We start from the raw sequence: 277 nt of genomic DNA, 5'->3' as shown, positions 1-277 counted from the left end.
AAAAGTAGTGGGCCTCGTATTGTTTTGCCTGAGTTTCACTGAGTTGGCTGAGCCAGTTCTGCAGTGCTAATCGCTGTTTTTGCTGAGAATATTCGTCGGTAAAGCGCGTCAGATACAGATGATTACGCCAATGCTCAGGGTGACCCTGAAGTTGCGCTTTTAACTTTCTGAGTGCATCGCTATTCTGCTCACTGTTTAAGTATAGCCACTGCATGTAAGACTGGTAGTAAATCGGCTTAGCCAATTCATTCGCCCTTTCCATTAGTTGACTGGCCGG

1 protein-coding gene is annotated in these 277 nt (G+C 46.2%); it reads right to left on the bottom strand.

What is annotated here, in order from left to right:
* A partial coding sequence (locus NLF92_RS12805; protein WP_254102590.1) for a hypothetical protein occupies positions 1–244 on the bottom strand: 244 nt, incomplete at its 3' end.
* Positions 245–277 lie beyond the last annotated feature (33 nt).

It is taken from the genome of Opacimonas viscosa (assembly GCF_024199005.1).
GTDB classification, from domain to species: Bacteria; Pseudomonadota; Gammaproteobacteria; order Enterobacterales; family Alteromonadaceae; genus Opacimonas; species Opacimonas viscosa.
Note: the sequence above shows the minus strand (reverse complement) of the source record. Positions and strands in the feature narration are given on the sequence as shown.